The 25731-nt window shown below is 63.6% G+C and carries 25 protein-coding genes; 16 read left to right on the top strand and 9 right to left on the bottom strand.

Annotated elements, in window-relative coordinates; genetic code table 11:
- Nucleotides 1-171 precede the first annotated feature (171 nt).
- On the bottom strand, nt 172-1011 hold the full coding sequence (locus tag ATN37_RS13915; protein WP_003941000.1) for a dienelactone hydrolase family protein: 840 nt from the start codon (nt 1009-1011) through the stop codon (nt 172-174).
- Between the two features lie 112 nt (nt 1012-1123).
- On the opposite strand from ATN37_RS13915, the gene glmS reads away from it, so the two are divergent.
- A complete protein-coding gene (gene glmS / locus ATN37_RS13910; protein WP_003940837.1) occupies nt 1124-2986 on the top strand; it encodes a glutamine--fructose-6-phosphate transaminase (isomerizing) in 1863 nt (620 codons plus the stop codon).
- Between the two features lie 53 nt (nt 2987-3039).
- On the opposite strand, the gene ATN37_RS13905 is transcribed toward glmS, so the two are convergent.
- Complete coding sequence (locus ATN37_RS13905) at nt 3040-3411, bottom strand: plastocyanin/azurin family copper-binding protein (RefSeq protein ID WP_003940908.1); 372 nt, start codon at nt 3409-3411, stop codon at nt 3040-3042.
- Between the two features lie 38 nt (nt 3412-3449).
- On the opposite strand from ATN37_RS13905, the gene ATN37_RS13900 reads away from it, so the two are divergent.
- From ATN37_RS13900 to tsaD, 7 genes are all read left to right on the top strand, one after another.
- Nucleotides 3450-4883: an NAD(P)H-hydrate dehydratase gene (locus tag ATN37_RS13900; RefSeq protein WP_217018628.1), complete on the top strand. Its 1434-nt coding sequence runs from the start codon at nt 3450-3452 to the stop codon at nt 4881-4883.
- Between the two features lie 55 nt (nt 4884-4938).
- Nucleotides 4939-6141, top strand: coding sequence for an alanine racemase (gene alr, locus ATN37_RS13895; protein ID WP_218695273.1), 1203 nt, complete (start codon nt 4939-4941; stop codon nt 6139-6141).
- Complete coding sequence (locus tag ATN37_RS13890) at nt 6138-7190, top strand: alpha/beta fold hydrolase (protein WP_003940782.1); 1053 nt, start codon at nt 6138-6140, stop codon at nt 7188-7190. The genes alr and ATN37_RS13890 overlap by 4 nt, the downstream gene beginning before the upstream one ends.
- Nucleotides 7180-7671, top strand: a complete 492-nt coding sequence (gene tsaE, locus ATN37_RS13885) for a tRNA (adenosine(37)-N6)-threonylcarbamoyltransferase complex ATPase subunit type 1 TsaE (RefSeq protein ID WP_218695271.1) — start codon at nt 7180-7182, stop codon at nt 7669-7671. Before ATN37_RS13890 ends, tsaE begins: the two co-directional genes overlap by 11 nt.
- Nucleotides 7672-7778: 107 nt before the next feature.
- On the top strand, nt 7779-8462 hold the full coding sequence (gene tsaB / locus ATN37_RS13880) for a tRNA (adenosine(37)-N6)-threonylcarbamoyltransferase complex dimerization subunit type 1 TsaB (RefSeq protein WP_118602439.1): 684 nt from the start codon (nt 7779-7781) through the stop codon (nt 8460-8462).
- A 10-nt stretch (nt 8463-8472) separates the two neighbouring features.
- Nucleotides 8473-8967, top strand: a complete 495-nt coding sequence (rimI, locus tag ATN37_RS13875) for a ribosomal protein S18-alanine N-acetyltransferase (protein ID WP_054831463.1) — start codon at nt 8473-8475, stop codon at nt 8965-8967.
- Nucleotides 8964-10001 carry a tRNA (adenosine(37)-N6)-threonylcarbamoyltransferase complex transferase subunit TsaD gene (tsaD, locus tag ATN37_RS13870; protein WP_218695269.1) on the top strand — a complete coding sequence of 346 codons (1038 nt, stop codon included), beginning with the start codon at nt 8964-8966 and terminating at the stop codon, nt 9999-10001. Before rimI ends, tsaD begins: the two co-directional genes overlap by 4 nt.
- 18 nt (nt 10002-10019) lie before the next feature.
- Here the strand turns inward: tsaD and ATN37_RS13865 are convergent, their stop codons facing one another.
- On the bottom strand, nt 10020-11609 hold the full coding sequence (locus tag ATN37_RS13865; RefSeq protein ID WP_042449735.1) for an Hsp70 family protein: 1590 nt from the start codon (nt 11607-11609) through the stop codon (nt 10020-10022).
- Between the two features lie 161 nt (nt 11610-11770).
- On the opposite strand from ATN37_RS13865, the gene ATN37_RS13860 reads away from it, so the two are divergent.
- Nucleotides 11771-12331: a potassium channel family protein gene (locus ATN37_RS13860; RefSeq protein ID WP_007728612.1), complete on the top strand. Its 561-nt coding sequence runs from the start codon at nt 11771-11773 to the stop codon at nt 12329-12331.
- A 19-nt stretch (nt 12332-12350) separates the two neighbouring features.
- On the opposite strand, the gene ATN37_RS13855 is transcribed toward ATN37_RS13860, so the two are convergent.
- Complete coding sequence (locus ATN37_RS13855; protein ID WP_007728613.1) at nt 12351-14066, bottom strand: TIGR03767 family metallophosphoesterase; 1716 nt, start codon at nt 14064-14066, stop codon at nt 12351-12353.
- A 233-nt stretch (nt 14067-14299) separates the two neighbouring features.
- Between ATN37_RS13855 and groES the strand changes: the two genes are divergently transcribed.
- Both groES and groL read left to right on the top strand, forming a co-directional pair.
- Nucleotides 14300-14599 (top strand): co-chaperone GroES, encoded by a 300-nt coding sequence (groES, locus tag ATN37_RS13850; RefSeq protein ID WP_003940763.1) that lies wholly within the window; start codon nt 14300-14302, stop codon nt 14597-14599.
- Nucleotides 14600-14685: 86 nt separating this feature from the next.
- The gene (gene groL, locus ATN37_RS13845) at nt 14686-16296 is read left to right on the top strand and encodes a chaperonin GroEL (protein WP_003940715.1); all 1611 of its coding nucleotides are present in this window, start codon (nt 14686-14688) and stop codon (nt 16294-16296) included.
- A 74-nt stretch (nt 16297-16370) separates the two neighbouring features.
- Here groL and ATN37_RS13840 read toward each other — a convergent pair whose 3' ends face one another.
- From ATN37_RS13840 to ATN37_RS13825, 4 genes are all read right to left on the bottom strand, one after another.
- Nucleotides 16371-17108 carry an anti-sigma factor domain-containing protein gene (locus tag ATN37_RS13840; RefSeq protein WP_217018632.1) on the bottom strand — a complete coding sequence of 246 codons (738 nt, stop codon included), beginning with the start codon at nt 17106-17108 and terminating at the stop codon, nt 16371-16373.
- Between the two features lies 1 nt (nt 17109).
- Entirely contained in the window at nt 17110-17778 is a 669-nt protein-coding gene (locus ATN37_RS13835) for a sigma-70 family RNA polymerase sigma factor (RefSeq protein WP_037129124.1), read from the bottom strand.
- 88 nt (nt 17779-17866) lie between these two features.
- Entirely contained in the window at nt 17867-18532 is a 666-nt protein-coding gene (locus ATN37_RS13830) for a fasciclin domain-containing protein (RefSeq protein WP_007728616.1), read from the bottom strand.
- 165 nt (nt 18533-18697) lie between these two features.
- A complete protein-coding gene (locus ATN37_RS13825; protein WP_003940939.1) occupies nt 18698-18994 on the bottom strand; it encodes a WhiB family transcriptional regulator in 297 nt (98 codons plus the stop codon).
- Nucleotides 18995-19762: 768 nt separating this feature from the next.
- Between ATN37_RS13825 and ATN37_RS13820 the strand changes: the two genes are divergently transcribed.
- The 3 genes from ATN37_RS13820 to ATN37_RS13810 all read left to right on the top strand — a co-directional run bounded on the left by ATN37_RS13820 (nt 19763) and on the right by ATN37_RS13810 (nt 22137).
- Nucleotides 19763-20461 (top strand): hypothetical protein, encoded by a 699-nt coding sequence (locus ATN37_RS13820; protein WP_003940892.1) that lies wholly within the window; start codon nt 19763-19765, stop codon nt 20459-20461.
- Between the two features lie 175 nt (nt 20462-20636).
- The gene (locus tag ATN37_RS13815) at nt 20637-21215 is read left to right on the top strand and encodes a sigma-70 family RNA polymerase sigma factor (protein ID WP_003940953.1); all 579 of its coding nucleotides are present in this window, start codon (nt 20637-20639) and stop codon (nt 21213-21215) included.
- Nucleotides 21208-22137, top strand: a complete 930-nt coding sequence (locus ATN37_RS13810; protein WP_063836274.1) for an anti-sigma-D factor RsdA — start codon at nt 21208-21210, stop codon at nt 22135-22137. The genes ATN37_RS13815 and ATN37_RS13810 overlap by 8 nt, the downstream gene beginning before the upstream one ends.
- Before the next feature lie 89 nt (nt 22138-22226).
- Here ATN37_RS13810 and ATN37_RS13805 read toward each other — a convergent pair whose 3' ends face one another.
- Nucleotides 22227-22631, bottom strand: coding sequence for a DUF5319 domain-containing protein (locus ATN37_RS13805; RefSeq protein ID WP_003940777.1), 405 nt, complete (start codon nt 22629-22631; stop codon nt 22227-22229).
- Nucleotides 22632-22874: 243 nt separating this feature from the next.
- On the opposite strand from ATN37_RS13805, the gene guaB reads away from it, so the two are divergent.
- Together guaB and ATN37_RS13795 are read left to right on the top strand one after the other, a co-directional pair.
- Nucleotides 22875-24398 carry an IMP dehydrogenase gene (gene guaB / locus ATN37_RS13800; protein WP_003940903.1) on the top strand — a complete coding sequence of 508 codons (1524 nt, stop codon included), beginning with the start codon at nt 22875-22877 and terminating at the stop codon, nt 24396-24398.
- A gap of 27 nt (nt 24399-24425) precedes the next feature.
- Nucleotides 24426-25565: a GuaB3 family IMP dehydrogenase-related protein gene (locus ATN37_RS13795; protein WP_003940976.1), complete on the top strand. Its 1140-nt coding sequence runs from the start codon at nt 24426-24428 to the stop codon at nt 25563-25565.
- Nucleotides 25566-25731: the final 166 nt, after the last annotated feature.

Below are 25731 nucleotides of genomic sequence, written 5' to 3'. Positions count from 1 at the left end.
CAGAGTGGCCGCAGCGAGCGCGGAATCGCGCCAGGAGCCGCCGTCCGAAACGACATCCGCCGAGAATGACACGGATGGGACCGTGAGAGCCGGCCCGTATCTGCGATCCGCGTCAGAGCCGACGCCGACGCCGCCGTGCTCGCCGCCGGAGTCGGTGGCGAGTACGGACTCCTACTTACGCAACAGCTGGCTGGCCCGCGCGTCGGAGTGAGGTTCGACCGGCAGCAACGGCGCCGTGTGCGGAATCTCGACGTCGGGATCAGCAAAATCCTTGTACTTCTTGTCGCCGGTCAGATGGAACAACAGGAAGCCCGTGAGCAGGCACCGTGTGGCGGCCTGTGTCTTGCGCTCGGATCCACCGAGGCCCAGGGCGCCGAGGAGTCGGCGGCCTTCGATCAGTCCGGCGTCTTGGGCGTCGTTCACGGTACGTGCGATGACAGGACCGCCCCACTCCACGCTCAGCGGCCGGGCATTGCTGGTCAAGGAATCGACGTCGTCTTCGCCGGCGAGGATCAATCCGGGCGCTGTGATCTTCGACGCGTAGTTCTCCGCCTTGGGTGCTGTCGGGGCCGGGAACAGTGCGGCTACCGCACCGACATCCCCGCGCTGCGCTGCGGCCAGTACCGCCGCGCCCGCGCCCATGCCGTGACCGGCAAAGGCGACCCGATCGGGTTGGACGCTGATCTGGCCGGGGCCGAGTCGCACGCCGACGCAGATGTCGAGCGTCGCTCGAAGATCTGCAGCCAATCCGAGATGTGACGGGACCGGACCGCGTTCGCTGTCGGGCGCCGCTGCGACAATTCCCCAGGAAGCGAGGTGCTGGAGTGTCTGCTCGTACTTGTGGGACCCGACCATCCACCCGTGCGCGAAGGCAACGGCGGGGAGATTGAAACCGGTTTCCGGCGTGTACACGACACCCGGCTGTCCGGCCAGGGCGAGGTTGCCGCGGAGAACTCGGTGCGGGCCGCGCTTGGACAGCTCACGGGTCAGTGTCTTCAGTTTCGGTGCCACGGTTGAAGACGTTATCCGATGAGCCGCCTCGTGTATGCGGAGCGGACGCCGCAACCAGGTGCGGGAACCGCAAAATGCGCCCACCGCCGATGTCCAAGTACCCTGAGTCACCATGTGCGGAATCGTGGGATACGTCGGCCACCGCCCAGCTCTGGGCGTTGTGGTGGAGGCTTTGCGACGAATGGAGTATCGCGGGTACGACTCGTCGGGAATCGCGATTCTCGACGGAACCGGTGGGGTCGAGATCGAGCGTAAGGCCGGTAAGTTGGCCAACCTCGAGGCGGAGCTCGGCGAGTACGGTGCGGATCACTTCGTCGGTACGTCCGGTATGGGCCATACCCGTTGGGCGACGCATGGGCGTCCGACGGACCGCAATGCGCACCCGCATCGTGATGCCTCGGGCAAGCTGGCTGTCGTTCACAACGGAATCATCGAGAATTTTGCCCCGCTGCGTGCGGAGCTCGAGGCTGCAGGCGTCGAACTGCAGAGCGACACGGATTCCGAGGTCGCGGTTCACCTCGTCGCCCGGGCGTACGCCCAGGGGCCGACGGCAGGTGATTTCATCGAGAGTGCGCTGTCGGTGGTTCGTCGGTTGGAAGGTGCGTTCACGCTCGTCTTCACGCACGCTGATCATGCGGACACGATTGTCGCCGCGCGCCGCTCGACACCGCTCGTAGTCGGTGTCGGTGAGGGCGAGATGTTCCTCGGCTCCGACGTCGCTGCATTCATCGAGCACACACGCGATGCGGTTGAACTCGGACAGGATCAGGCAGTGGTGATCACTGCCGACAGCTACCGGATCTCCGACTTCGCGGGTAACGAGGCAGAAGGACGCCCGTTCCGCATCGACTGGGATCTCGCGGCCGCCGAAAAGGGTGGTCACGATTACTTCATGCTCAAGGAGATCGAAGAGCAGCCGACCGCTGTCGCCGACACGCTCCTCGGCCACTTCGAGAACGGGAAGATCGTCCTCGACGAGCAGCGGTTGTCCGATCAGGAACTGCGCGACGTCGACAAGGTGTTCGTTGTCGCTTGCGGTAGCGCTTACCACTCCGGTCTGTTGGCGAAGTACGCGATCGAGCATTGGACGCGTCTACCTGTCGAGGTCGAACTCGCCAGCGAATTCCGTTACCGCGACCCGGTTCTCGATCGCTCGACGCTTGTTGTCGCAATCTCGCAGTCGGGGGAAACGGCTGATACGCTCGAGGCTGTCAAGCACGCCAAGGACCAGAAGGCACGCGTCCTGGCGATCTGCAACACCAACGGTGCACAGATCCCGCGTGAAGCCGACGCAGTCCTCTACACCCGGGCAGGACCGGAAATCGCGGTCGCGTCCACCAAGGCGTTCCTGGCGCAGGTGACCGCGAACTACCTCGTCGGTTTGGCTTTGGCGCAGGCTCGCGGAACCAAGTATCCGGACGAGGTCGCCCGCGAGTACGCCGACCTCGAAGCGATGCCCGCATTGGTCAGCAAGGTACTCGAGACGGCAGAACCGGTGCGCGCGTTGGCGCGCCAGTTCGCGCACGCGTCGACCGTGCTGTTCCTGGGGCGTCACGTCGGCTACCCGGTGGCGCTCGAGGGTGCGCTCAAGCTCAAGGAGCTCGCGTACATGCACGCCGAGGGCTTTGCCGCCGGTGAGCTCAAGCACGGCCCGATCGCCTTGATCGAGGAGGACCTTCCGGTCATCATCGTCATGCCGTCGCCGCAGGGCCGCGCTGTCCTGCACTCGAAGTTGGTGTCCAACATTCAGGAGATCAAGGCGCGCGGGGCGACGACTATCGTCATCGCTGAGGAAGGCGACACCGTCGCCGCGGCGCACGCGGATCACCTGATCGAGATTCCGGCGTCACCGACTCTGCTGCAGCCGTTGCTGTCCACGGTTCCGTTGCAGATCTTTGCGGCCGAGGTTGCCGCGGCGCGTGGCTACGACGTCGACAAGCCGCGTAACCTGGCGAAATCGGTTACGGTCGAGTAGCTTTCGCTAGAAAATCGGGCCCCGCAGTCGCAAGACTGTGGGGCCCGAGCGCGTTACGGCGTCTCGACGACGACGGTTCCGCGCATCTCGGGATGCGGTGTGCAGGTGTAGTCGTAGGTTCCGGGTTCGGTGAACGTGTAGGTGTAGGTTCCCGATTTCTTGAGCGGACTGCGGAGTTTGCCCTTGGCGTCCCCGAGGCCGTTGACGTCGTGGGCCATTCCGTTGTCGTCGAACACCCACGTGACCGTCTCGCCGACATTCACGGTGATGGACGCGGGGGAGTACGCCATCCCGGAGATGGTCACCACGGGTCCGCTGGCCGTCGTTTCCGGAGCCGGTGGTGTGGAGTCGGTGCCGGAACTGCACCCGACCAGACCGAGAGCGAGCACGAGACCCGCGATTGCCGGGCGAAGACGTGATTTCATGGTTTCGAGGGTAGCGACGGCAACTGAAGGGTTCCGACATGCGTGGGTACTACACAGCCGATCAGGTGCGAGCAGCTGAGGCGCCGCTGCTCGACAAGCTGCCCGACGGGGTGCTGATGCGTCGAGCGGCGTACGGTCTTGCGCGAGTAGTCGCGGACGAATTGCGTTCCCGTACAGGGTCGGTCGCGCATCGGTCGGTGACGCTTCTGGTCGGTACGGGCGACAACGGCGGTGATGCCCTGTGGGCCGGTGCGTTGCTCCGCAAACGAGGTGTGAGCGTGCGGGCCGTGTTGCTCGATCCGGCGCGCGCTCATCGGGCGGGCCTCGATGCTCTCTTGACGGCCGGCGGCCGAGTCGCCGCCGAAGTCGGGTCGCCGGATCTGGTGATCGACGGCATCGTCGGGATTTCCGGGCACGGCGGTCTACGGCCTGACGCGGCCGATCTCGTCGGCCAGGTGGATGCACCGATCGTGGCGGTCGATCTTCCGAGCGGCGTCGACGCGAACACCGGCGCAGTGGACGGCCCGTCGGTGACCGCTGATGTGACGGTCACATTCGGTGCGCTCAAGCCGGTACACGTACTCGCGGCTCCGCTGTGTGGTCGTGTCGAACTCGTGGACATCGGATTGAGCATCAGCGAACCCGAATTCGGTTCGCTCGATCCGGCGGAGGTCGGTGCGCTGTGGCCGGTGCCCGGTCCGGAGGACGACAAGTATTCGCAGGGTGTGGTGGGCATCGTTGCGGGAAGTGAGCAGTATCCCGGCGCGGGCGTGCTCTGTACCGGTGCCGCGGTGACCGCGACCGCCGGCCTGGTCCGCTACGCCGGGCACGGCGCCACCGAGGTGCTCGCCCGGTTCCCGGAGGTGATTGCGAGTGAGACCTTCCAAGCCGCCGGGCGAGTTCAGGCGTGGGTGGTCGGCCCCGGTATGGGTACCGACGACGACGCCGCGCGACTTCTGGCGTCGGTGCTGGCTACTGATGTACCCGTTGTTGTCGATGCGGACGGACTTACCCTCCTCGCTCAGCGTCCCGAACTTGTCGCAGCCCGGACCGCGCCGACACTGTTGACGCCCCACGCCGGCGAGTTCGCTCGATTCACAACTCTTGGCGACGACAGGATCGCGGCCACGCGTGCTCTTGCCGCACGCCTCGGAGTCACGGTCCTGCTGAAGGGCCATACGACGGTGATCTCGGATCCCGGCGGTGAGGTGCTGGTCAACGACGCCGGCGGCTCCTGGGCATCGACGGCAGGTTCGGGTGACATCCTCTCCGGTGTGATCGGTGCGTTGCTGGCGGCGGGTCTGAGCCCTCTCGAAGCCGGGGCCGTCGGGGCGCGGGCTCACGCGTTGGCTGCGAACATCGCCGCTGCCGGCGGTCAGAGCGATGTCGCCGGAGCACCGATTTCGGCTTCACCCCTGCTGGGAGGTCTGCGGGAATCGGTGCGTGTGCTTCGCTCTTTTGCCCTCGATTGAGGGTGTTCAAACCCGAACACGTGTCCGATTCTGCGTGGGTGGCAGGATTGTCGCCATGACGCTTGCCCAGGGAAGAGCACCGAAGGAGCCTGCGGAGGGGAAGGCGAGCCGACTCGACGACGCAGTAGGGCCGCAGACGGAGGCAGTCGTCGATCTGGACGCGATCGCGCACAACGTGCGTGTTCTGCGTGAATTTGCCGGGGATGCAGCGTTGATGGCGGTCATCAAGGCGGACGGATACAACCACGGCGCAGTTGCGGTGGCGCGGACGGCGCTCTCGGCGGGAGCCCGGGAACTCGGCGTCACCACCATCGCGGAGGCACTGGTCCTTCGCGAGGCAGGCATCACCGCTCCCGTCCTTGCCTGGCTGCACGGCGTCGACGCCGATTTCGCCTCGGCGATCCGATCGGACGTCGAGATCGGCGTGTCCTCCCCGCGACACCTGGCCGCTGTCGTCGGCGCGGCACGGGTTCTGGGACAACAGGCGACGGTGACGCTCAAGGTGGACACCGGTCTCAATCGCAACGGCGTATCGAGAACCGAGTGGCCGCAGATGCTCGACGACCTCGCCACTGCGCGGGACGAGGGCACGATCAGGCTGCGCGGAGTGTTCTCTCACCTCGCGCACTCGGACGAACCGCATCACGACGTCATCGACATGCAGAAGCAGCGTTTGATCGACGCGGTTGCCGACGTCCGCGCTCGCGGATTCGACCCCGAAGTCGTTCATCTTTCCAACTCCGCTGCTACAGTCACCCGTCCTGACCTGCGGTTTGACATGGTTCGGCCCGGAATCGCGATATATGGATTGTCTCCGGTGCCCGAACTCGGAGATTTCGGTTTACGACCGGCGATGACGCTGCGAGCGAAGGTGATTCTGGTGAAGAAGGTAGCCGCCGGAGAGGGCGTCTCCTACGGGCATCAGTGGGTCGCACCGCACGACACCACTCTTGCGCTGCTTCCCGTCGGCTACGCCGACGGTTTGTCTCGCGCACTGAGTGGCAAGTTCGAAGTGCAGTTGGGCGGTAAGCGTCGCCAGGCTGTCGGGCGAATCTGCATGGACCAGGTATTGGTGGACCTGGGTCCGGACGGTGACGGAGTTCGCGAAGGCGACACCGCGATCTTCTTCGGCAACGGCGATCACGGCGAACCCAACGCGCAGGCCTGGGCCGACGTACTCGACACCATTCACTACGAGGTCGTGACCGGGATACGTGGACGCACTGTGCGTACGTACATCGGGGGAGAGACGTCATGAAGACTGCAGGAAAGATGAGCATTCTCGGTGGCCTGCTCAGCGCCGTGGCGCTCGGCTCGATGGCCGGCGTGAACGCATTCAAGACCGCGACGCGTCCGGGCCGGGAAATCTACGCGGACGAGGACTTCGACCTCATGACGCGCGACCGCAAGAGCACGGTGCGCACCGAGGACGGTGTCGAGCTGGCAGTTCGCGAAGTGGGACCGGACGACGCTCCGCTGACAGTCGTTTTCGTGCACGGATACTGCCTGAGTGCGCTGTCCTGGCATTTCCAGCGCCGCCAGCTCGAAGAGCGATGGGGCAACAAGGTTCGCATGGTGTTCTACGACCAGCGCGGACACGGAGACTCGGGCATGCCGCGTTCGAAGAGTTGTACGGTTTCTCAGCTCGGCCGCGACCTCGCGACCGTCGTCGAGGCCAAGGTACCCAAGGGGCCGATAGTTCTGGTCGGTCACTCGATGGGCGGCATGACGGTACTCGCGCTCGCCGGTCAGCGACCCGAATGGTTCGAGGGCCGAGTCATCGGCGTGGGGCTGGTCGCGACGACGGCGGCAGGCCTGGCGGAGACCGGCCTGACCCGCAATCTGCAGAATCCGATCATCGACGGATTCCGGTTGGCAGTGCGCACCTCACCAGGAGTAGTTCAGCATGCCCGGGGCGCTGCGCGAGTATTGATCACGCCGATCCTGCGTGCGGCCTCGTACGGCACCGATGTCAGCCCACGGCTGCATGAACTCTCGGACGGCATGCTCGACCGCACCTCGGTTGTGACCATCGTCAATTTCCTGCGGACGTTGGAACTGCACGACGAGTCCGCTTCTCTCGAGGTCCTCGCGCACACACCGGCAGTCGTGATCTGCGGCGATCAAGACATGATGATTCCGTTCATCAGCTCCAAGCGTCTCGCCGCCGATCTCCCCGAATCCGAACTCGTGCGAGTTCACGGGGCCGGCCATCTGGTGCAGCTCGAGTTCCCGGCGATCGTGACGGACGCAATCGACAAGTTGGTGCAGCGAGCGCAGGTAGAAGAGCGGTCCGATGTCGGCTGAGAACTCCACGGGACTTCCCGTGTCCGGACAGATCACGTTGGAAACGGCCGAGGATACCGAGGCTTTCGGCCGACGCTTGGCGGCGGGACTTGTTGCCGGCGACCTGGTGGTGCTGGACGGTCCACTCGGGGCAGGCAAGACCGCGTTGACGCGCGGAATCGGCGCCGGGCTCGGGGTGCAGGGCCGGGTGACGTCCCCGACGTTCGTCATCGCTCGTGAGCATCGTCCGGGCATCCGCCCTGGCGGCGGAGTTCCCGTCGGCATGATCCACGTCGACGCATACCGGCTGGGAGACAGCGGACCGCATGCGCTCGACGAACTCGATGCCCTCGACCTCGACACCGAACTCACCGATGCAGTGGTGGTGGTCGAATGGGGTGGTGACGTCGTGGAAAGGCTCGTCGAACGGCACCTGCGAGTGCAGCTTCATCGGGAACCCGAATCGGATGTGCGGACTGCGAGTTGGTCCTGGACGTCGTGAAAGGGAGTTTGGTGTCACAGACGTCGTGAAACGGCGTTTCGTGTCACAGACGTCGTGACCCTCCCGGGCCGGAAGTAGTTCTTCACGTGCGGGTACCCTGAGAAATCGTGCTTGTTCTCGCAATTGACACCTCCACTCCGGCAGTCACTGCCGGAGTCGTCTCCCTGTCGGCTTCGTCGCCGGACCCAGTGGCACCGGACGCAGAGTCACCGGACACAGTGGAGACGCTTGCCGTGCGTGTCACGGTCAATCCTCGTGCGCACGCCGAGGTCTTGACCCCTCACGTCCTCGAATGCCTCGCCGAGGCAGGGCTCACACCGGCCGACTTGAACGCCGTCGTCGTGGGTGTCGGGCCAGGGCCGTACACCGGACTGCGTGTCGGCATGGCGACGGGCGCTGCCTTCGGTGACGCACTCGGTGTTCCCGTGTATGGCGTGTGCAGTCTCGATGCGATCGCGGCTGCGGTACCGACCACACAGAGCCTGCTCGTCGTGACTGACGCGAGGCGTCGCGAGATCTACTGGGCGCGCTATGACGGCGGAGTGCGCGTCGAAGGACCGGCTGTGAATTCCGCCGGCGACGTCGATCCTTCGCCTTCGACGCTGATTGCCGGTTCCGCTTCGCACGTGGACTTCTTCGATCTACCCGTCGACCCGGCGGAGACACCTTCACCGGCCGGGTTGGTGACAGTCGCTGCTCGCGAGATCCTGGCCGGCTCGGTTCCGGCCCCGCTGGAGCCGCTGTACCTCCGACGCCCGGACGCGAAGACCCTTGCAGAACGTGGCAAGTGAGACAGAGCAGATGAAGTACAGCATCGAGCCGATGAACGTCGATGACGCCGAACGGTGCGCGGAGTTGGAGCGCGCGTTGTTCGCAGGCGACGGACCCTGGAGCGCACAAGCGTTCGTCTCGGAACTTGCAGGCGCACATAATCATTACTTCGTTGCCCGGGAGCCTGACGGTCACGTCCTCGGCTACGCCGGAGTCGCATTGTTGGGGGCGTCGCCGAACATGGAGGCCGAGGTTCACACCATCGGTACAGATCCCTCGGCTCAGCGACTCGGAATCGGCGGCGCGTTGCTCGATGCGCTTCTGGCTCTGGCGGATTCACGGCAGTGCCCGGTGTTCCTGGAAGTGCGCACCGACAACGAACCTGCCATCGCGCTGTACCGGCGCGAAGGATTCGAGATCGTCGGAACACGAAAGAAGTACTACCAGCCCAGTGGGGCAGATGCGTACACGATGAGACGGCCTGCCGTGCTCGGTGTCCGCGAAATTGAGGAGCAGCAAGCATGATCGTCATGGGCGTCGAAAGTTCTTGCGACGAAACAGGTGTCGGTATCGTCCGCTGGAACAGTGACGGAACCTGCGAATTGTTGGCCGACGAGGTGGCATCGAGCGTGGATCAGCACGCCAGGTACGGGGGAGTGGTTCCCGAAGTGGCCTCGCGGGCTCACCTCGAGGCGATCGTGCCGACGATGCGCCGTGCCCTTGCTGCCGCCGGTATCGAGAAGCCCGACGCGCTGGCCGTCACCATCGGACCCGGACTGGCCGGCGCGCTGCTGGTCGGTGTAGCCGCAGCGAAAGCCTATGCGGCAGCATGGAACATCCCGTTCTATGCGGTCAATCATCTCGGCGGTCACGTCTCGGTGGACACTCTCGAGCACGGTCCGTTGCCCTCGTGCGTCGCATTGTTGGTCTCCGGCGGTCACACACACCTGCTTCACGTCGAAGATCTGGGCAAGCCCATTGTCGAACTGGGCACGACTGTCGACGACGCCGCCGGTGAGGCCTTCGACAAGGTGGCCAGACTGCTCGGACTCGGCTTTCCCGGTGGACCGGCACTCGATGCTGCTGCGCAAGAGGGAGATCCGAACGCAATCGCCTTCCCTCGCGGCATGACGGGGCCGCGCGATTCGCGGCACGACTTCTCGTTCTCGGGACTCAAGACGTCCGTCGCGCGCTATGTCGAATCGAAAGAGCGCGCAGGCGAGACCTTTTCGATCCCGGACATCGCTGCCTCGTTCCAGGAAGCGGTTGCAGACGTCCTGACGATGAAGGCAGTGCGTGCAGCCAAGGACGTCGGGGTCGACACGTTGGTTCTCGGCGGCGGCGCCACGGCCAATTCGCGCATCCGCTCACTCGCCGAGCAGCGCTGCGCCGAAGCAGGCATCACGTTGCGCATTCCGAAACCTCGACTGTGCACGGACAACGGCGTGATGATCGCATCGTTGGCCGCTCACCTGATCGGAAACGGCGCAGGCCCTTCGGAATTGAGTGTTGCGACGGACCCGGGGCTGTCGGTCTCCGTCAGCCAGCTGATGCACTGAAAATCGGCCGACTGAGAATCAGCCGACCGGGGCCGGTTCCCGATCCGGTGTGGTCGCGGGACCGTTTTCGGGCATCGAGGTATTCGGTTCACCGGGCTTCGTCGTCGGATCACCACCACCAGGGGTAGTGATTTCGGTTTCGGTGGAACCGGATCCAGGAGTCTCCGGCGTCGTCGGGTTCTCGCCGCCGCTCTCACCCGGGCCGAGACCGCCGCCGGGGTTTGCCTCGGTCGGATCGACCGGGGGCGTCGCCTCGGTGTCCGGTAGCGTCGGCCACCACGCCGGTGGATCGGGCAGTGTGATTCCGGGAATGGTCGGCCAATTCGGAGTGGTCGTTGTCGTGGTCGGCGGCGTGGTTGTCGTCGAGGTGTCCGGGATCGGCGCAGGCGGAAGTGTGTACTGATGCGTTGTGTACGAGTGCGTGTCGTAAGGCTGCGAGTCGAACGGGGTGGTGGGATACCCGTACCGAGGATACGTGCTGCCGGCTACCGAAGGCAGAGGATCATGAGACGGAATGATCGTCGATCCGGTGCTCGGTGTCGCTTCGGGGCTCACCGTCGTCGTGGTCGACCCGGTTCCGACGGGCGAGACCGCGGTGTCGTCGGTCGGCACCAATTCCTTTGCGCCGTAACCGAGTACCAGTCCGCCGACCACGAGCGCACCGATCAACGCTCCCGAGACCTTGGCGGTGGATCCGGAGCGCTGGTCACTTCCGGAGCCCAGCAGCGGGAAACGAATTGCGGTGATCGAATCTGCCAGGAGTGCAGCACCTTTGGTTGCCGCAGTCTCGGGCTCGACGATCTCGACCATGGGGACGTCGACGGCAGCGGCGACGGCGGACCGCACGGCCGGAATATGTGCGCCACCTCCGATGAGTACAACGGCACCGACGGGCCGCGGTGAGCCCTTCACGACTTCACGGATGAAGGTGACGGCGCGCTCGATATCCGGGGCGATGATGGCCTCGAACTCGTCGCGCGTGATCGCCATCGCGTCGATCGGAAGGTCGACGGTCACCTTGGTGGACGTGGACAGTTGCTCTTTGGCGACATGGCACCGGGCGGCAAGAAGTTCCGCGTCGGTGTACCGGCGCAAGTGCCCTGGCGCCTTCTCCGTCACGAAGTCGACCAATGCCCGGTCGATTCCGGCCCCTGCGAGGGCGTCTATACGGTCGGAGTGCAGAACTTCACCGGTGTGGTCGACGACGGACACCGTCAGACCTTGATCGCCGACGTCCACCTGAGCTGTCGTGTCGTACCGCTCGGTTTTCCCTGTCTCGGCGAGATACGCGTGTACGGCGGCAGGCTCGGGGATTGCACGGACCTGCTTCGGCGAGCGCGAAAGAGATGACCTGATGCTCGCGAGTTGATCGTCCGTGCGATAGCTGACACCGATCGAGCGCGGCGCTTCAGATCCGTCCGTCACCTGCGTCGTCATCAGCTTGATGGATGCTCTGACAAGGTCACCGACGTTGGAATTGGCCTGATCCGCCGAGACGAAGCGAGTCTCGGCAGGCACGGCGCCTGGCGCGTTTGTGCTGGTATCGGTGTCGACGAGTGCTGAATAGACACCGGAAGATCCAGTGGAAATTCCCAGTGAACAACTCATCGCACACCTCCTCACAGTCAATACCGGTCAATGTTCAATCGACCGCCGTTATATGAACGTTACAGAAGGTTCGTGAGGATTGCTCAGTGCTTTTCGTCTCCGTGACGTCCTTTTCGGACCGAAAGGGTGGTTTTACCTGCGAAATTGTCGATCATTGATTCATGCGGAAAAAAGGCGATTCTCCCCACATCGACCGGGAACGACGACGCGCGCTGATCCGTGGTGCAGTGCTTCGACCCACGCTGACGGTGATCGCCTTCGGATGCGCGTATTTCTTTCTGCCGTGGATCGATGTACATACCGCCAGTGCAATCTTCCTCTTGATCGGTGGAGGCGCCGCGGTACTTGCCGTGACCACCTGGCAGGTGTGGCGAATTCTGCGTTCCGATGTGCCATCTCTGCAGGCGGTCGAAGCTGTGGCGGTGGTGATGCCGACGTACTTGTTGTTGGTGTCCATCACCTATTTTTCGGTCGAGCATGCAAGCCCTGGCAGTTTCACCGAACCGCTGTCGCGTATGGCGGCGCTGTACTTTTCGTTGTCCGTCTTCTCGACAGTCGGATTCGGTGACATCGCCGCGCAGACGGACCTTGCCCGGGGGCTCGTGAGCCTTCAGATCGTCTGCAATCTGGTGTTGATCGGATTCGGCGTTCGATTCGTCGTTGCCGCAGTGTCGTGGGCGAAAGCGCACCGCTCGCCTTCGAGCGGACCTGAAATCACCTAGGACACTGCGGCAATCGGAGTCATCGTCCGGTGTGGACCAACAATTCGACGTTCTGGTCGACGCCGGTACCCGTCAGCTTCGGGTCGCGGTGGATGTCGTTGAACGACAGTTCGCGGTACAGCGAGGCGAGCCCGGCTGCCGACTTGTCGCTGTAGTCGACGGAATTGGGACTCTCCGCCTCGAAGAGCGTCGCAAGCAACGACACCGTTCCGTCATGGTTGTCCGCGATCTCGATGATGCGTCCGAGTTGCGGGTAGTCGATGTGCGAGGCGGTGTTGATCTCCCAGAAGCCCTGCTCGGGGGTCGCGCCGGGCCACGGGGTGATCTTGTTCTCGTGGGTGTGTCCGTTGACCCAGGCAAGTACGTTCGGGAAACGATGCAGCAAGTCGAGAAGCTGTGAACCGCGCAGGCGTGGCTCGAGGACGTTCTCGGGGTCGGGAATGAGATTGTCCATCGTGTCGCTCGTGTGGTGACTGAACAGCACGAAATACGTGTCACCTCGCGACTCGGTGACGCGAGAGCCCGCGGCGTCGTAGTAGGTGCTGCTGCCGGCGCGCAGGGTGTTCTCGATCCACTGGAACTGAGCGGCGCCCAGCGAACCGTCGACGAGGCCCGCGCGGTTGGTGGAGTCCATGCTGATGCCGACGACGCCCGGTGCGATCTCGAACGAGTAGTAACCGATACCGGTTTCGCCGGCGTCGGGGGCGAAACCGTGTCCGACGGGGCCGGGACCGGTGTGCGCGGGATCAAGATGTGCGGCGATGAACTGTCGCGGTGTGAACGGCGCGCGCGACGGGTCGGGGGTGACCTGGCGCGGCGGCGTCGTGAAGGCGGACAGGATTCCGGGTATCGCACTGGGATCGAACTTGGTGGCGACGTCGATCTGCTTGGCCTGCTCCGGTGAACCAGGCACCTCGAATTTGAGAGATCCCGTGTACATCGCTTCGAGCGGCGGGATGCCGCTGGGCACCGTGCCGGACACCGAATCGTCGTGGTTGCCGAACACGCAGTACCAAGGGGTGTTCAGGCCGGGGCTCGACACGGGCGTGAAAGCGGCACCGAAGAAATCGGGGATCTCCGGGAATCCGGCCTTCTTGTACATGTCGAGCATCGGTGACTCGGGGTTCCAGTAGAGATCGGCACCCGAGTTCTGTACACCCTCGTAGCGGTCCTTGGCACCGGTGTTGGCGACGACGGTTCCGCCGTTGAGTGAGGTGAGGAACCAGTCGAGTTCGGCGAATTCCTTGTTGTCCGTGTTGTCGCCGGTGGTGACGACGGCATCGAAGGGTCGCGACGTGTGCGGGCCACTGCCGATCGAATTGACCCGGCGGACAAGTGAAATCAGCCCGTGCGCCGTCAGGGTCTCCTGGGGACGGAACGCCGAGCCGGTGATCTGGTGGACGTACTCGAATCGCATGGGGGACTGGGCGTCGACGATGTGGACGTCGGTCAACTGCACGAGTGAGGCGAGCGCGGTGCGTCGGTCCTCGCGTCCCGACTTCGGCTCGGCCAACTCGCTGCGCACGATGTTCGCCCAACCGGGTCCGGCGGTGAGCTTGGTGTAGCCGCTGCTGCTGACGGGGGTGGACACGGACTCGAGAGTGGTGCCAGGACCTGACGTCGGAATGGTCGACGCGCCTGCATATTGCAGGCCCCACGGCTTGCCAAGGCTGACCGCGCCGACGGCGCCGAGTCCGGCGAAGGTCAGAAAACTACGGCGATTGATGTTCGTCACGAAGTGAACAATAGGTGAACGTGGTGGACGGCTGTCCTGTTTCGCTCTGGACGAAGAGAAAAATGCGCCCAGTCCTTGAGGGTTGGCACTCTCACGTATAGAGTGCCAATTGGCGCTGATCGAGTTCCGGCACCCGCGACGACGGGACTGCAGTGACGCGCCGTAAACGGCATACCCAAACAGCTGTCCGAGGATCGCCTCGGACGCACATACCCCAAAGTGGAGGGCTCATCGTGGCGAGCGTCAACATCAAGCCGCTCGAGGACAAGATCCTCGTCCAGGCCAACGAGGCTGAAACGACGACGGCTTCCGGCCTGGTCATTCCTGACACAGCCAAGGAAAAGCCCCAGGAGGGCACCGTCGTTGCAGTCGGCGAAGGCCGCGTCAACGAGCAGGGCAACCGCATCCCGGTCGACGTCAAGGAGGGTGACACGGTCATCTACTCCAAGTACGGCGGAACCGAGATCAAGTACGCCGGCCAGGAATACCTGATCCTGTCGGCACGCGACGTGCTGGCTGTCGTCTCCAAGTAAGACACACGTGATCCGCCCCGGAGTCCACCCAGGATCCCGGGGCGGAATGCGTTCACGCCCCGAAGATTCAGGAGCTGACAGAACAGATGTCCAAGCAAATTGCGTTCAACGAGACCGCACGCCGCGCTCTCGAAGCCGGAGTCGACAAGCTTGCCGACGCCGTCAAGGTGACCTTGGGCCCGCGTGGACGCCACGTCGTGCTCGCCAAGGCATTCGGCGGCCCCACCGTCACCAACGACGGTGTGAGCATCGCCCGTGAGATCGAGCTCGAAGATCCCTTCGAGAACCTCGGCGCACAGCTCGTCAAGAGCGTCGCCACCAAGACCAACGATGTTGCCGGCGACGGCACCACCACCGCGACCGTTCTGGCCCAGGCCATCGTCCGCGGCGGACTCAAGAACATCGCAGCGGGCGCGAACCCGATGGCTCTCGGCGTCGGCATCAACGCCGCAGCTGACAAGGTCGTCGAGGAACTGCTCGCCGCAGCCACCCCCGTCGAGGGCGAGAAGTCGATCGCTCAGGTCGCCACCGTCTCCTCGCGTGACGAAGAGATCGGCAAGCTCGTCGGCGAGGCACTCACCCGTGTCGGAACCGACGGCGTCGTGACGGTCGAGGAATCCTCCACCGTTGCAACCGAACTCGTTGTCACCGAAGGTGTTCAGTTCGACAAGGGCTACCTCTCGCCCTACTTCGTCACCGACATCGATGCGCAGAAGGCCGTCTACGAAGACGCGCTGATCCTGCTCTTCCGCGAGAAGATCAGCTCACTTCCCGACTTCCTTCCGCTGCTCGAGAAGGTTGCCGAATCCGGCAAGCCGCTCTTGATCATCGCCGAGGACGTCGAGGGTGAAGTTCTCTCCACCCTCGTGGTCAACTCCATCCGCAAGACCATCAAGGCCGTCGCCGTCAAGGCGCCGTTCTTCGGTGATCGTCGCAAGGCATTCCTCGACGACCTCGCAGTCGTCACGGCAGGCACCGTCATCAACACCGACGTCGGCCTCTCGCTCAAGGAAGCCGGCCTCGAGCTGCTCGGCAGCGCTCGCCGCGTTGTCGTCACCAAGGACGAGACGGTCATCGTCGACGGTGCAGGCACCGCTGACGACATCGCGACCCGCGTTGCGCAGCTGCGTCGCGAGATCGAGAACACCGATTCGGATTGGGACCGCGAGAAGCTCGAAGAGCGTCTGGCGAAGCTGTCCGGCGGCGTGGCCGTCATCAAGGTCGGCGCAGCCACCGAAACCGATCTGAAGGAACGCAAGTTCCGCGTCGAGGATGCGGTCAACGCAGCCAAGGCAGCAGTTTCCGAGGGCATCGTCCCCGGTGGCGGATCGGCTCTCGTTCAAGCCGGTACGGCTCTGATCGGGAACCTCGGCTTGACGGGTGACGAGGCCACCGGCGTTGCCGTGGTCCGCGAAGCCCTCAACGCCCCGTTGTTCTGGATCTCCAGCAACGCAGGCATCGACGGTTCCGTCGTTGTCAGCAAGGTCGCCGAGATGACCAAGGGCGAAGGCTTCAACGCTGCCACCCTCACCTACGGCAACCTGCTTGCCGACGGCGTCGTCGACCCGGTCAAGGTCACTCGCTCGGCAGTGGTCAACGCCGCTTCCGTCGCGCGCATGATCCTCACGACCGAGAGCGCCGTCGTCGAGAAGCCGACCGAGGAAGTTGCCGACACCGGACACGGTCACAGCCACTGACTCGCTGCTCGTAGTTTCGACAAAGAAGAGATCCCCCACCGGATTCCGGTGGGGGATCTTTTTTCGTCTGGCGATCAGATGAGCGGGATCGTTGCGAACGGCTCGCTCGTCGGCTGCTGCGATCCGCCGGGCGGTTCGACAGTGAACGCCAACTTCGTATTCGGACCGATGCCGTCGAGCACCACCTGAGTAGTGGGTTTGACGTCACCCGGAGCCATCGTCCCCATCGGGATCATCGTGGTGTCGTCGGTGTCGCCCGGCACCAGCCACATCTGGTAGACGGTATCCGGACTCGGGGGAGTCACATCGTTCATCACGAGGACTGCGGCGTCTTCGGAGGGCGAGAACAGCGTCGTGGCACTACCGCCGCCCGGGATGTCACGCGTCGTGGCATGAACGTCGGGTGCTGCCATGATTTCGGACGCGGCGTTCTGCGGCGGCGTGTTGTCGGACAGCGTGCGTCCGATTCCGATGCCGCCGACCAGGATTGCGACTGCGGCGGCCGCCGCAAGAGCCACGGTCCACGGGCGTCGACGGTTACGGCGCTCGGCCAGCGAAACGGGGGCATTGGGAGCAGCGGCCTGCTCTGCGATCGAGGCAAGGACGCTGCTGCGCAGCGACGGCGGGGGCTCGACGGCGTCGACGACGGTCATCGCGGCCATGGTTTCGGCGGTGAGCCGGACCTGGGCGTCGAATTCGGCGTGGGTCGCGGAGTCCGAAGCGGCAAGTCGTTTGTCGACCTCACGGCGCTCGTCGAGGTCCAACGCATCGATCGCGTAGGCGTACGCGTAGTCGATCAGCTCTTCGTCCATCTCACATCACCCCCAAACATCCACGTAGGCGCAGTAGTCCGTCGCGAATTCGCGACTTGATCGTGGGAATCGCCACGCCGAGATCTTCGGCCACCTCGCGGTACGTTCGGCCGCCGTAATAGGCGAGAGTCACCGATTGGCGCTGAGTGTCCGTCAGCGTTTCGAGACAGTCGGTGACAGCACGATGCTCGTCTCTTCGTGTCACTTCGTCGCTGACGACGTCGAATTCGGGAGTGGCATTGGTGGTGTCGTAGAGAGCCTGTCGATCCGAACTCGACTGTTCGGAGCGCACGCGATCCACTGCGCGCCGGTGGGCAAGTGTCAGGAGCCAGGAGAGCGCGGACCCCTTGGCGGGGTCGAAGCTGTCGGCTGATTTCCAGGCTTGGAGGTAGACCTCTTGGACCGCTTCCTCGGAGAAACCTGGATCACGGAGTACACGAAGAACCATGCCGTACACACGGGAGCTGGTTCGGTCGTAGAACTCGGCGAAGGCGCTCTGGTCGCCACCGGCGACGTCCGCGAGGATCACTGCCAGCTCGCGTGATTCCGCGATTCGCGCGGTGCGGGCCGCAGAATTGTCCGTCGGGCATGCGTCGGCCGCATCCGACGCATGGTCTGGCTCGCTCACGAAGAGTTGTCTCGCTTCATCGCGTACAACCGTAGCGTGCATGTCCGGTTCTTTTCTCTTGGCCCGCCGTTGGCCGCTGTGCGCCTTTATTAACCGCGGGGGGTTGATAAAGGCGCACAGCAGGTGGGGACTACTGCGGCATCAGCACCGAATCGATGAGGTAGACGGTGGCGTTTGCGGTCTTGACTCCACCGCAGACGACAGTTGCGTCGTTGACCTTGATGTTGTCACCGGATCCGGTGACGGTAACCGTTCCGCCCTCGGCGGTGGGGTGAGTTCCGTCGATCGCGTCAGGGGCGATCTGGCCGGGAACCACGTGGTAGGTGAGGATCTTGGTCAGCGTGGCGCTGTCCGTCTTGAGGCTGTCGATCGTGGCGGGGTCGATCTTGGCGAATGCCGAGTCGATCGGTGCGAAGACGGTGAACTCGCCACCGTTGAGAGTGTCGACCAGGTTGACGTCCGGGTTGAGCTGGCCGGAGACCGCCGCGGTCAAGGTGGTGAGCAACGGATTGTTGGACGCCGCTGTGGCAACCGGATCCTGGGCCATTCCGCTGACCGATCCGGCGCCGCTCGGCACTGCAGCTGCATAGTCGGCACAACCGGCACCGACCAGATCGGAAGCAGGCTCCGCCATCGCGCTGCTGGGAGACATGCTCGATCCCATGGCAGAAGACGTCATGGCGGCGCTGGACGTGTCGGTCGACGAATCGTTGTCGTCGGAGGAGCAACCGACCACGCCGAAGACGGCGAAAGAGGCTGCTGCGGTGACTGCCAGAACTCGAGTAGAGGTGTTCATGGGTCTGCCTTCCTGAAGGGATGTGCTGAGGTGCACTGTCAGAAGGCATTCGGAGGCAGGCGTCGGTCGGATGGGTCGTGTCGGAAATTCTTTTCGACGGTGTCCCGTCCACACGCAAAAGCCCCCGAAAACTCTCGGGGGCCTAGTGCGCTCTACCTACGTGTATCAGGAAGCTATGCGGGTGGTGCGACGGTGGCGCGCGTGTAGTTCACGTTCGGTTTCCGACATTCCTCCCCAGATGCCGTACGGCTCGGCGACGGTCAGCGCGTGGCTGCGGCACTGCATCAGGACCGGGCACTGACGGCACATCTCTTTTGCGCGGGTTTCGCGCTGGGCACGTGCTCTACCGCGTTCGCCATCGGGATGGAAGAACATGGAGGAGTCGACTCCGCGGCACAGACCGTGCATCTGCCAGTCCCAGATGTCTGCGTTGGGGCCTGGAAGGTGATTCGGTGCAGGCATGTTGACTCCTTACTGCAAGCTCGCGTTGATCAACGAGCGGACCAAGTTGCCCGGAGGTTATCCGGGCCTTCTGAATCGTTCACGCTTGCTAACCGTAAGGGTGCTGAGTAAATCGCGTCAATAGGCTCGTTCAGTGGCGATCGGCATATATCGAAATGCGAGAGTTAACGAAGTATATATTTACATTTCGGGCCCCTCGTGCGTTGTTCTGCGCCGATGTCGAAATTGGGTCGATCGAGGTGGCGGCCGGCAAGCCTGGCAGCTCGAGATGCGAAACCCACAGATCAGGGATATGTTCGAGGCTGATCGCCCGGCGAAATCACTCGGTCATTCGGCTCGGTTTGCGTCATTTGTCCGATATTGCGTGGGCGGGGTTGCGCTCCATTTCGGGACTTAGTGCCCAAGTTTCAACTAGGACATCCGTCCAATAAGTAATGCGCAGTTAACGTCACGGATATATGCCCGTTAAATATCATTACGAGTACATTTGGCAAATCTCAGTTGAATATCTGATTAACTCCGACAAACTTGCCTTTTCGTGTTTCGTGCGACTTTTGGCATCGTTGGTGTGACGCCGGTCGTGCGAATGTCTGCTCGTGCTGCTGCGATGATCAACCTGTGTCGACACCTGCGCGCCCTCAATCACCTGTGCCCAACGAAACAACTGCACTTCCAGGGTCCCTCGAGTCTGCCGCGTTCGGTGCGGATCCGGATCTCGACCGCCTCCCGGCGCCTTGCTCTACCCGAGATTGGTGGACAACGGCAGTAGTGCTGGGTGGTCAGGGCCACTACGCAAGAGCGCGGGCTGCATTGGATGTCCTCGATCGGCTCACGGCCGGGTTCTCGACGCACTCGGATCGGGTTCTTGCCTCTCTGTCTGCCAGCACGAGGGCGTCGTTTCTTCGCCAGAGCGGACGCCATGCACTCGCGTCCACGTGGGACGGGCGCGCACTGGCGATCGTCGGCGGCCTGCCAGGTGATCCAGAGGCTGCCTGTGACGCTCTGACCGGTCTGGCCGCAGACGCCCTCGGCTGTGGCAGGCTCCCGCTCGGCTGGCGCCTGCTGGCGCAATGTCGGGCGCGTCTGGATGCCGAGGGCGGGCTGTGGCGGCAGGAAATTCGGATCGAATGGGTCTCCGCAGAATTGGCGTTGGCGGGAGGCGACTTCGCTCGTGCCCGCAGACACGCAGAACGCGCCGTCGAATTGTCAGCGGAATCGGAGTCTGTGCGGCACCGCGTGAAGTCGGATCTGCTGCGTAGCGCCGCGCTGACCGGAACAGACGCGAGCGCAGCCGTGAAGATGGCAGCAGATGTGTTCGCGCGGTGCCGGCAATACGGCCTGCTGCCCCTGGCCTGGGCGTCGTCTCTGTTGATCGAAGGTGTCAGCGGGGAGAGAACCTCACCGAGTGCCCGGGAGATCGGCGATCTGATTGCGATGCGTGGTGGATCACTCCTACCTTTGTCGTAACCACTCCACCGAAGTCTCCGGAGAACATTCCAGAAGGAGCTGTATCGATATCGCGACTGCTGGGCAGGTATGCGGAGACCAGTCGGTCCGGATGGTTACTCTTAGAGGGTTCCGCTGAGAGCGGGAGCACACCCGCTCGGGAGGTGCCACTGTAACGCCAGGATTTTCGCTGACGATGACAAATACGAGCGATGAGTTGGACACCGCGGTCGCCGCTGCTGCGCAGGGCGACCGTACAGCTCTAGCTTTGGTTCTGGAGAACATCCGACCGATGGTGGTGCGCTACTGCCGCGGTCGAGTGGGTGCGGCCGAGAGAGGACACCTGTCCGCTGACGACGTCGCACAGGAAGTCTGTCTGGCCGTGATGACCGCGCTGCCGCGATATCAGGACCAGGGACGCCCGTTCATGGCCTTTGTGTACGGAATTGCCGCGCACAAGGTTGCGGACGCACATCGAAGCTCCGCCCGTAACAAGTCGGAGCCCGTTTCCGAAGTACCGGATGTAATAGCACTGGATGATGGTCCCGAACAGCGAGCTCTCGATTCGGAGTCCAGCAGACAGATGCACGAACTTCTCGGCACACTTCCGGAGAAGCATCGAGAAATCTTGATACTTCGCCTGGTGGTCGGGATGTCGGCCGAGGAAACGGCCGTCGCCGTCGGTAGTACCGCCGGAGCTGTACGAGTCGCTCAGCACAGAGCGATCGCGAAACTGAAAAAAGAAGTGACGAAAGCAGGTGAGAGCTTTGGCTAGAGACGAGGGGCATGACGCTTCGAATCTCGGTGATCTCGCCGACGACGGTACGCCAGTGGATTTGGCTGCGGTTCGGCGTGACGATGCGCTGATCGAATCCATTTCGAATGGTGGGCCGGTAGCAACCGATAGCACCGAACAGTACGAACTTGCGTTGATCCTCTCGCAATGGCGTGACGATGTCGTTGCGACTCCGATGCCCGAGGGTCCGTTATTGGACGATGTCATCGCTGCAATCACAGCGACGCCGTCCGGCTTCTCCGATCGTCAGCGTTCACGTTCCCGTTCTCGATTGCGTGTGGTTCGTCCGATCGCCGCCGCTGCAGCTGTTGCAGCAGTGGTCTTCGGTGGCGCGACGGCGATGGCGTACGACGCCCAGCCCGGCGATGCCCTGTGGGGCGTCAAGCAGGTCGTCTTCGCCGACGAGGCCAACTCGACAGTTGCGAAGATCGACACGACTTCCGAGCTGGAAAAGGCCGAGCGGCTGTTGGCTGCCGGAGACATTCCTGCGGCAAAGATGGTGCTGGACAACGCAGCTCACCGTGCCGATGCGGTCAAGGACTCGCAGGACAAGACCGACCTCGTCGAGCGTTGGGGCAAGTTGATGACGCAGGTCCAGGAGACCACGTCACCCGCAGTGCCGCCGTCGACGACCGACCAGCAGTCCTCGATTGCCACGTCTCCCACGGCGATTCCGGGGATCTCCGTCAATCCGGCGAACCCTCAGCTGCCTGGGGGTGTGACCACGACGACAACGCCCAATCCTGGAATCATGCAGGCGCCTGGTCCAAGCGCGGCGTCGTCGACACCGTCATCGTCGCCCACGGCAACGACCACGACAACAACGACGACAACCACGACAACGACGCCTCTGGCGCCGGCCTCGTCTCCGTCGGGTGATTCTTCTTCACCCCCGCCCTGATCGCACCGTTCCGATCTGAATTCAAACGAAAGTGGCCGACAAGCAATTGCTTGTCGGCCACTTTCGTACGAGCTTGGGTGAGGTTTCGCTCAGCTGTCGAAACCGTCGCCGTGCATCGCCTCGTTCATCGACGCGTCGGCGTATCCACGGCAGTAGTCCCACGTGACATATGCCTCAGGCATCGGGTCGTAGGCAGGCTCGTGAGGGCGGACGGTTCCGTCCACGAGCAGCTGCAGCAGGTTTGCGCGCAGCATGTCCCAGTCGTGGTAGTGATCCTGTTGGCAGTCCTCGCAGCAGACTACGAGACCGCGGATACCGCGGTGAGCGAGGAGTGCCTCGTAAACAGCGAGGTCAGCGAGATCCTCCTCGACCGCTTGGCGTTCGTGGGGGTCGAGTGGTTGGCCCGGCTCGATGGCATCGAGAGCCGCGGAGGGGTCAGCTGGGTCGCCGGCGAAGGGATCTGGCGGCAGACCGGGGGGCAGTTGATCACGCACAGCACCACGGTACGCAGGTCAGGGGGGTCAGCGCCACTTGTTACGCGTACCCGCAGCGTGGGTGGGATGGTTCGGACCTTTGAGTGAGCCGATACCATGGTGTGCAACGCCGGGAAAAGGTGCCAGGAATTTCTTTCCGTGCAGGCGCCTTCTATCCGATATCCAGCTTTCGTAATCCGTTTCGAGGCGGCTGCTACAGCGGTCGCCCTGGGCGAATCTAGGTCCATGGAGGGTCCTGACCGCATGAGTAGTTCTGCAGGACATGTACACACCGGAGGAGACGACCCCAACAAGGTCGCGATGCTGGGACTGACATACGACGACGTGCTGCTGTTGCCGGCTGCGTCCGACGTCATCCCGAGCCAGGTCGACACGTCCAGTCAACTGACCCGCGACATCCGTCTGCGGATTCCGTTGGTCAGTTCTGCGATGGACACCGTCACCGAGTCGCGCATGGCAATTGCGATGGCACGCGCCGGCGGCATGGGTGTTCTGCACCGCAACTCGTCGGTTGAGGTCCAGGCAGGACAGGTCGAGACGGTCAAGCGTTCCGAGGCCGGCATGGTGACCGATCCCGTCACGTGTAAGCCGACCGACACGATGGGTGAGGTCGATGCGAAGTGCGCTCGTTTCCGCATCTCGGGTCTGCCTGTCACCGACGACGCCGGCCAGCTGGTTGGCATCGTCACCAACCGGGACATGCGTTTCGAGGTCGACCAGAATCGCCCGGTCGCGGAGATCATGACCAAGATGCCCCTGATCACCGCTCAGGAAGGCGTCACCGCTGACGTGGCACTGGGCCTTCTTCGTCGGCACAAGATCGAGAAGCTGCCGATCGTCGACGGCAACGGCAAGCTCACCGGTCTGATCACGGTCAAGGACTTCGTCAAGACCGAGCAGCATCCCGACGCCACCAAGGACCGTGACGGTCGACTGCTCGTCGGCGCTGCAGTCGGTGCCGGCGATGACGCCTTCCAGCGCGCGATGGCGCTCACCGATGCCGGTGTGGACGTACTCGTGGTGGACAGTGCGCACGGGCATTCGTCCAACGTTCTCGACATGATCGCCAAGCTCAAGCGTGAACTGGGCGAGCGGGTTCAGATCATCGGTGGCAACGTCGCTACGCGCGCGGGTGCTCTGGCACTGGTCGAAGCCGGCGTCGATGCCGTCAAGGTCGGAGTCGGCCCTGGTTCCATCTGCACCACCCGCGTCATCGCCGGTGTCGGTGCCCCTCAGGTCACGGCCATCCTGGAAGCGGTTGCCGCGTGCAAGCCTCTCGGTGTGCCCGTCATCGCTGACGGTGGACTCCAGTTCTCCGGTGACATCGCGAAGGCTCTTGCCGCAGGTGCGTCGACGGCCATGCTGGGTTCACTCCTGGCCGGTACCGCTGAATCGCCCGGCGAACTGATTCTGGTCGGCGGCAAGCAGTTCAAGAGCTACCGCGGAATGGGTTCGCTCGGCGCGATGCAGTCGCGTGGCGAGGCCAAGTCGTACTCCAAGGATCGGTACTTCCAGGACGACGTGCTTTCCGAGGACAAGTTGGTTCCGGAAGGCATCGAAGGACGTGTCCCGTTCCGTGGCCCGCTCTCGCAGGTGACGCACCAGCTCACCGGTGGTCTGCGCGCTGCCATGGGATACACGGGGTCGGCGACGATCGAGCACCTGCAGAACGCTCAGTTCGTCCAGATCACGGCGGCGGGTTTGAAGGAAAGCCATCCGCACGACATCACGATGACTGTCGAAGCACCCAACTACACCGCTCGTTAGCAACCAGTACACGAGAAAGGGGCGCGCGTGCGCGACCTCGTTGAGATCGGCATGGGTCGAACGGCCCGACGTACCTACGAGTTGGACGATGTGAACATCGTTCCCTCCCGGCGAACTCGTTCGTCGAAGGAGGTGTCGACTGCTTGGCAGCTCGACGCTTACAGGTTCGACATTCCTGTCCTCGCACATCCCACCGACGCGTTGGTCTCGCCGACTTTCGCGATCGAGTTGGGTAAGCGCGGCGGCCTCGGTGTCATCAACGGTGAAGGCCTGTGGGGCCGTCACCCTGATGTCGAGGAGAAGCTCCGGCGTCTCGTCGAGATCGCCGAGAAGGACGGTGGCGTCGACGCGGCCATCCGCTACCTGCAGGAGCTGCATGCGGCTCCGCTGCAGGCCGGTCTTCTGGCAGCTGCGGTGGCGCAGGTCCGTGATTCGGGGGTCACCACTGCCGTTCGCGTCAGCCCGCAGAATGCGCGCGCACTGACGCCGGAGCTGATCAAGGCGGGAATCGACCTCCTGGTCGTCCACGGCACGATCATCTCGGCCGAGCACGTCGTGCACACCGAGCAGGAACCGCTCAACCTCAAGACGTTCATCTCGGAACTCGACGTTCCGGTTGTCGCGGGTGGGGTCAGTGACCACCGCACCGCGCTGCACCTGATGCGTACCGGCGCTGCCGGTGTCATCGTCGGGTACGGGTCTACCGAGGGTGCAACCACCACCGGTGAGGTCCTGGGCATCGGCGTTCCGATGGCCACGGCCATTGCCGATGCTGCAGCAGCCAGGCGCGACTACCTCGACGAGACGGGTGGACGCTACGTCCACGTCATCGCCGACGGTGACATCGCAACTTCGGGTGATCTGGCGAAGGCCATCGCCTGCGGTGCCGACGCTGCCGTTCTGGGCACGCCGCTGGCCGTGTCCGCCGAGGCGCCGGGTGGTGGCTGGTACTGGCCGTCCGCTGCGGCTCATCCTTCGGTTCCGCGTGGAGCACTTCTTCCGGTTTCCTATGGTGAGCGTCCGAGTCTGGACCAGGTTCTGAGCGGCCCTTCGGACGATCCGTACGGTTCGCTGAACTTCGTCGGTGGTCTCCGTCGGTCGATGGCGAAGGCCGGATACTCCGATCTCAAGGAGTTCCAGAAGGTCGGGCTGACAGTCCGCGCGTAGTTTGTACCTTTCTGTGGCCCCGGTTCTTCGTGAACCGGGGCCACAGTTCGTTGTGCAGGACTTTCTCCCGTTCCTGATACTTGCGGTTACGCTTATGGGGCCCCTTGTGGTGGTAGTCACAAGGGATAGGTGCATACTGGCGGGTAACTACGGTTCACGGTGGAGG

Origin of the sequence: Rhodococcus sp. MH15 (assembly GCF_019266045.1) — a bacterium.
GTDB classification, from domain to species: Bacteria; Actinomycetota; Actinomycetes; order Mycobacteriales; family Mycobacteriaceae; genus Rhodococcus_F; species Rhodococcus_F qingshengii.
The sequence above is the reverse complement of the archived record's forward strand: the minus strand, read 5'-3'. Positions and strand labels throughout refer to the sequence as shown.